General features: G+C 53.8%; 6 protein-coding genes and 1 rRNA gene. 1 reads left to right on the top strand and 6 read right to left on the bottom strand.

Annotation, left to right across the window (positions count from 1 at the left end):
• Window positions 1-60: 60 nt before the first annotated feature.
• Window positions 61-176, top strand: a 5S ribosomal RNA gene (rrf, locus tag OB87_RS16495).
• Between the two features lie 378 nt (window positions 177-554).
• Here the strand turns inward: rrf and OB87_RS16490 are convergent.
• The 6 genes from OB87_RS16490 to OB87_RS16465 all read right to left on the bottom strand — a co-directional run bounded on the left by OB87_RS16490 (window position 555) and on the right by OB87_RS16465 (window position 6,608).
• The gene (locus OB87_RS16490; RefSeq protein WP_033570493.1) at window positions 555-1,316 is read right to left on the bottom strand and encodes an amino acid ABC transporter ATP-binding protein; all 762 of its coding nucleotides are present in this window, start codon (window positions 1,314-1,316) and stop codon (window positions 555-557) included.
• An 8-nt stretch (window positions 1,317-1,324) separates the two neighbouring features.
• Window positions 1,325-2,419, bottom strand: coding sequence for an amino acid ABC transporter permease (locus OB87_RS16485; RefSeq protein WP_033570492.1), 1,095 nt, complete (start codon window positions 2,417-2,419; stop codon window positions 1,325-1,327).
• 9 nt (window positions 2,420-2,428) lie between these two features.
• The gene (locus tag OB87_RS16480) at window positions 2,429-3,607 is read right to left on the bottom strand and encodes an amino acid ABC transporter permease (RefSeq protein WP_033570491.1); all 1,179 of its coding nucleotides are present in this window, start codon (window positions 3,605-3,607) and stop codon (window positions 2,429-2,431) included.
• A gap of 72 nt (window positions 3,608-3,679) precedes the next feature.
• The gene (locus OB87_RS16475; RefSeq protein ID WP_033570507.1) at window positions 3,680-4,705 is read right to left on the bottom strand and encodes an amino acid ABC transporter substrate-binding protein; all 1,026 of its coding nucleotides are present in this window, start codon (window positions 4,703-4,705) and stop codon (window positions 3,680-3,682) included.
• A gap of 441 nt (window positions 4,706-5,146) precedes the next feature.
• Window positions 5,147-5,812, bottom strand: a complete 666-nt coding sequence (locus OB87_RS16470; RefSeq protein ID WP_033570490.1) for an amino acid ABC transporter permease — start codon at window positions 5,810-5,812, stop codon at window positions 5,147-5,149.
• A gap of 25 nt (window positions 5,813-5,837) precedes the next feature.
• Complete coding sequence (locus OB87_RS16465; protein ID WP_033570489.1) at window positions 5,838-6,608, bottom strand: amino acid ABC transporter substrate-binding protein; 771 nt, start codon at window positions 6,606-6,608, stop codon at window positions 5,838-5,840.
• Window positions 6,609-6,708 lie beyond the last annotated feature (100 nt).

The raw sequence follows: 6,708 nt of genomic DNA, 5'->3' as shown, positions 1-6,708 counted from the left end.
TTGGTTCTGATGGTTGTGCACGGGAAGTGTGAGCATAACGGTTGGAATGAAAAGAATTTGCCTGGCGGCGAGAGCGCGGTGGTCCCACCTGACCCCATGCCGAACTCAGAAGTGAAACGCCGTAGCGCCGATGGTAGTGTGGGGTCTCCCCATGCGAGAGTAGGGAACTGCCAGGCATCACATAAGGAACCCCCGGTTTATGCCGGGGGTTTTTTGCTTTTGGGGTGGTGTCTGTCGGGCGCGCACCCGTCGGCAGAGAAAACTTCCCGTAATACGCACTCAGTCTCCGGTTATACCCGTTCTCCTTCGCAGCCAGTCGCGGATAAACGCGGCGATCTGCACGGGCTGGTTGAGATCGAGACAGGGCAGGGCGAGCGTTAATGCGGAATCACAGGCCACGGCCAGCGTGTCGGCATCGAGCAGCGCGTTGATATCACGCCCAGACTCGTGACGGTAAAGCAGGATTTTATCGATCGGTTCGCTTCTTTCTGTGCGACATTCAGGGCATGAAAAAGCCCGCTACGGTGAGCGGGCTTGAGAAGGGGTGGGTGTTATTAGTGCAGTATCTGAGCCAGGAACGTTTGTGTACGTTCTGAACGTGGGCTGCCGAAGAAGATATCCGGCGGAGCCTGTTCGACGATCTCGCCTTGATCCATAAAGATCACCCGATTGGCTACCGTACGAGCAAAGCCCATTTCATGGGTCACACACAGCATGGTCATTCCATCTTCTGCCAGACCCAGCATAGTATCCAGTACCTCTTTCACCATCTCTGGATCCAGCGCTGATGTTGGTTCGTCAAACAGCATGATTTTCGGTTTCATGCACAATGAGCGGGCAATTGCGACACGCTGTTGCTGGCCGCCGGAAAGCTGACCAGGGTATTTATGGGCATGTGCAGCGATACGGACCCGTTCCAGATAGTGCATCGCCAGCTCTTCGGCTTCCTTTTTCGGCATGTTACGGACCCAGCACGGTGCTAACGTACAGTTCTGTAGAACCGTCAGATGCGGGAACAGGTTGAAATGTTGGAATACCATGCCTACTTCTGTTCTGATTTTCTCGATATTGCGGCTATCGTGATTGAGTTCGATACCGTCTACCACAATGCGCCCTTGCTGATGTTCTTCCAGATGGTTGATACAGCGGATGGTAGTTGATTTACCGGAGCCTGACGGTCCGCACAGAACAATGCGTTCCCCTTGCTTGACCTGCAGGTTGATATTTTTCAGTACGTGGAACTGCCCATACCACTTATTCACGTTTTCCAGCGTGATCATGTAGTCGGAAGATGGTGTTAACGTGTCCTGGTTCATGGGTAACCTCAATGAGACTTGCGTCCGGTATCAAAACGTTTTTCTAAATGCTGGCTATAACGCGACATGCTGAAACAGAAGATCCAATAGAGGATGGCGGCAAACACATAGCCTTCCGTGGACATTCCCAGCCAGGCCGGATCAACGGTCGCTTGCTGAATACTGCTGAACAGGTCGAACAGGCCGATGATGATCACCAGGCTGGTGTCTTTGAACAGCGCGATGATGGTGTTGACCAGACCGGGTATCACCATCTTCAGAGCCTGAGGCAGAATCACCAGCCCCTGCATACGCCAGTAGCCGAGCGCCAGAGACTGAGCCGCTTCATATTGCCCCTTGGGTAGCGCTTGCAGACCGCCGCGGACCACTTCCGCCACATAGGCGGACTGGAACAGAATCACCCCGACCAGCGCACGCAACAGTTTGTCGATGTTGGTGCCTTCCGTCAGAAACAAAGGCAGCATGACGGAGGACATGAACAGTACAGTGATCAGTGGAACGCCGCGCCAAAACTCAATGAAAATCACGCAGAGCGCCCGCAGTATCGGCATATTGGAGCGACGTCCCAATGCCAGCAGGATTCCCAGTGGCAAAGCGCCAGCGATGCCGATGGCTGCGATGATGATGGTTAACGTCAGGCCACCCCACTGGCGAGTTTCCACCCGACTCAGGCCGCCAAAACCACCGAACAGCAACCACCAGGCGATCAACGGATAAACCACGCACCAGACGGCGATGTAACGACCGCGGTGCGGCAGGTTACGCCAGAACATCGGCAGGATACTGATCAGTGCCAGTACCAGCGCGAAATTGATACGCCAGAGCTCCTCCCGGGGGTAAAGGCCGTACATGAATTGCTCGAAGCGGGCGTGGATAAACACCCAGCACGCACCGTCGCTGGTGCAATCTGCACGGGTAGACCCAACCCAGTTGGCTTTGAGAATGGCCCAGTTCAGCAGCGGCGGGAGCAGCGTCCACAGCAGCCACAGACAGGCCAGTGTCAGCAGGCTATTGGTGATGTTGGAGAACAGGTTCCGTCGCGCCCAGACGATAGCGCGGTTAATGGGCGTCGGGTTGGATGGTGTGTGTGTAATCATGGTCATCCTATTCCTTTAACGCTCAATTAAGGCGATTTTCCGGTTATAGATGTTCATCAGTAACGAGATCAGCAGGCTGATAATCAGGTAGACCGACATGGTGATGGCGATGGTTTCGATGGCCTGGCCGGTCTGGTTCAGTACGGTGCCAGCGAACAACGACACCATATCTGGATAACCGATGGCGGCAGCCAACGACGAGTTTTTCACCACGTTCAGATACTGGCTGGTCAATGGCGGAATAATCACACGCAGCGCCTGCGGCAGAATAACCTTACGCAGGGTGACCGGTTTGGGCAGGCCCAACGACAGTGCTGCTTCGTGTTGCCCATAAGAGACGGACTGGATCCCGGAGCGGATGATTTCGGCGATAAAGGAGGAGGTATACACCGATAATGCCAGCGCCAAGGCTGCCAGTTCAGGAATCAGCACCAGACCACCGCTAAAGTTAAATCCTTTGAGGGCCGGAAAGTCCCAGTGCAGTGCTGCACCAAAGATGAGATGCGATAAGCCCAGCAACACCACGAGCATCGCCAATGGAATCGGCCATGACCTGCGTTGCTGACCGGTAAGGGCATGGTAGCGTTTATTGCGGCGAAAAATCATGGCGGCGGCGACCAATGTAATGATCAGCACCAGTATCGAAGGAAGTATCCCAGGGCCAAACTCAGCAGCCGGAATATACAATCCACGATTGCTCAGGAAAAAGGCATCGAACGCGTTTACCGCCTGGCGCGGTCCCGGCAGGTTGCGTAGTACCGCGAAATACCAGAAGAAGATCTGCAGCAGTGGCGGAATATTACGGAATGTCTCGATATAGATAGTGGACAGTTTACGCAACAGCCAGTTATCGGACAGACGAGCCAGACCGACGATAAACCCCAGCAGTGAGGCGCAGATGATACAGATAGCTGAAACCAGCAGCGTATTAAGCAGGCCAATAACAAAGACGCGGGCATAGGTGTCGTCCTGATTGTAGTCAATCAGGTGCTGGACAATGCCAAAGCCGGCGCTGTTGTTCAAAAAGGCAAAACCTGACGTAATTCCGCGCTGCTCCAGATTGGTTACCGTGTTGTGCAGCAGATAACCGACGGTAACCACGACGATGATGACCGCCAGGATTTGATACAACCAGGCGCGCACCGCTGGATTAGTCAGTGATAAATCACCTTTCACGGTTGGGCGTTGCAGCATGTTGGAGCCTCAGTGACAGATAAAGCAAGGGCACGGCTGGTTCGCAGCACGTGCCCGGTTTTACATCAGAAATCAGCGAACGGCAGGGGCGTACTGGATGCCGCCTTTGTTCCACAGTTCGTTCAGGCCACGCTTAATTTTCAGCTCACTGCCCTGACCCACGTTGCGTTCAAACACTTCGCCGTAGTTACCTACCTGTTTAACGATTTTGTACGCCCAGTCAGCTGGCAGTTTCAGGTCTTTACCAAAGTTACCTTCTTTACCCAGCAGGTGTGCCATATCCGGGGTAGTCGGCTTAGCCGTCATCTGATCGACGTTCTGAGACGTCACGCCCATTTCTTCGGCGTTCAGCATGGCAAACAACGTCCAGCGGACAATGGCAAACCAGTCTTCATCACCGCGACGCACTACCGGTCCCAGCGGTTCTTTGGAGATCACTTCCGGCAGTACCACAAAGTCGGCCGGTTTGCCCAGTTTGATACGCAGGGCGTACAACTGAGACTGGTCGGAAGCCAGCGTATCGCAGCGGCCGGAATCCAGCGCTTTGGCGCTTTCGTCAGAACGGTCGAAAGTCACCGGGGTGTATTTCATGTTATGGGTTTTGAAGTAGTCGGCTACGTTCAGTTCGGTGTCGGTGCCAGCCTGGATACAAACGGTTGCGCCGTCCAGCTCTTTAGCGCTCTTCAAACCGGCTTTGTTATGGGTCAGGAAGCCGATACCGTCGTAGTAGGTCACGCCGGTGAACAGCAGGCCCATGCCGCCGTCACGGGAGGAAGTCCAGGTAGTATTGCGGGACAGCAAGTCTACTTCGCCAGACTGCAGGGCGGTGAAGCGCTCTTTGGCGGTCAGCGGGGTGAATTTGACTTTATTGGCATCGCCAAAAATGGCCGCAGCGACACCACGGCAGACGTCAACGTCGATACCGGAGTATTTGCCGTTGGCATCGGCATACGAGAAACCAGGAAGTCCATCACTGATACCGCACTGCACGAACCCTTTCTTCTGAATGGCATCCAAAGTTGAGCCTGCGTGTGCCTGGTTGATGAAGGCAAACAGTGAAGCGCTGGCGACCAGCGTGGACATAATCACTTTTTTCATAATCATCGTATGTGCCTAATGTAATAGTAATGTGCTGTTGTGTTTTGGCGCAGTCATGGCTGCGCCTGCTCTGTCTGTCGGCGTTGTATCCCGGATACGGGAGCCGTCGTTATCAGAAAGCAAAAACAATGCCAGCTTGTAATAAGCGTGCTACAGGCAAGAAACTAAATCGTATCAGTGGTGCGCTGGGATAAATCAGAGGTATGGGGGGATAAAGGGAAGGCATAGGGTGCACCAAAATGGAGGGAATGGATTACGACTGATCCAATTTGGTGCAACTTATCTAAAAACCGGGGGTTAGTGCGCCGAGGCTGCCTCAAGGAGGGCAACTGCCAGCGGCGGTGCTATCTGTTTTAGTGCAGCACGCTCTGGCTGAAACAGGGTGCCGACAAAAAATGGATGAGAGAGGATAGGCAGGCCAGACAGCCTGCCTGTCAGTCATCAATGAACGGTGTGGCGCTGGTAGTATTTTTCCAGCCGTGCCTGCAGTTTACTCAGCACGGTGCTGAACAGCAGATAGATTAATGCGGCTTCGACGTAGAGGATCAGCGGCTCGTAGGTGACCGACACGATACGCTGCGCCGCCAGAAACATTTCCGGCACCGTGATGACGGCGGCCAGAGACGTGTCTTTGACCAGCGAAATAAAGGTATTTGCCAGCGGTGGCAACGACACGAATACCGACTGCGGCACAATAACCCAACGGATGGCTTGTGCACCACTCATGCCGAGCGAATAGGCGGCGTTCCACTGGCCTTTGGGGACGGAAAGGATCGCGCCGCGCACGATTTCCGAACTGTAGGCCCCGACGTTAAGGCTGAATCCGATCAGCGCTGCGGGAAAGGCATCCAGCGTGATGCCCGCGTTGGGCAAACCATAAAAAATCAGGAACAGCTGGACTAATAGCGGCGTACCGCGAATCACCCACACATAAAAGTCGCAAATTCGCTTGAGCGATTTTGGGCCGTACAGGCGCAGCAAGGCGACCAGTACACCCAGCATCAAACCGAGGATAAAGGAAAGAATGGCGAGAGGAACAGTGAAGGTTAATCCTGCTGAAAGCAGACTCCAGAAGGAGTCTGCCATGAGTTGTAGCCATGATGGCATCTACAATAACTCCGATATCAATGCATTATTTGGAAACGTCTTGTCCAAAGTATCGCACAGAAATCGTCTTATAGGTGCCGTCTGCTTTGATTTGATCCAGCGCGTTGTTCAGCGCATCCACCAGTTGCGGCTGGTTTTTACGTACCAGAATGGCTGATGGGTCGCCGCTTTCAGCAGTGGCAACCACTTTCACATTGGCGTCGGGCTTATGCTTTTTGAAATCCAGGAACGACAGGTTATCGTTCAAGGTGGCTTCGGCCCGGCCACTCAGCACCAGCTCCAGCGACTGGTTGAAGCCGTCGGTTGGCACGATATCTGCACCGTAGCTGGTCGCCAGTTTGGAATAGTTACTGGTCAGGCTCTGGGCAGACTTGTGGCCTTTCAGATCGTTGAATGATTTGATACTGGTGTTATCGCCACGCACGATCAGCACCGATTTGGCGTCGATATACGGTTTGGTGAAGGCATACTTCGCCTCACGCTCTTTGGTTACACCCACCTGGTTAATCACGGCGTCATAACGTTTGGCGTCCACGCCAGCAATCAACCCATCCCAGCGGCCTTCAACGAATTCAGCTTTTACACCCAGCTTTTCCGCCACCGCACGGCCGACATCCACGTCGAAACCGACCAGTTTGCCGGAAGCATCATGGTAAGTGTAAGGGGCATAGGTGCCTTCGGTGCCGAACTTAATCACTCCTGCGGCCTTGATGGCGCTGAGATCGTCTTGTGCCTGAGCCAGTGCGCTGGTAGCCAGTAAGGCGCTGGTAAGTAATGCTAAGCGAAATGGTTTCATCATTATTCCTGCCTGGTAATGGCTGTTGTCGTTGTGAGTCAGAAATGCTGCGAATTTACGTGATGTCGTGATGTTTGCCAAGCACGTAAAAGACATGCCT

This window comes from Dickeya undicola (genome assembly GCF_000784735.1).
Classification (GTDB): domain Bacteria; phylum Pseudomonadota; class Gammaproteobacteria; order Enterobacterales; family Enterobacteriaceae; genus Dickeya; species Dickeya undicola.
This window is presented reverse-complemented; position numbering and strand designations above follow the sequence as displayed.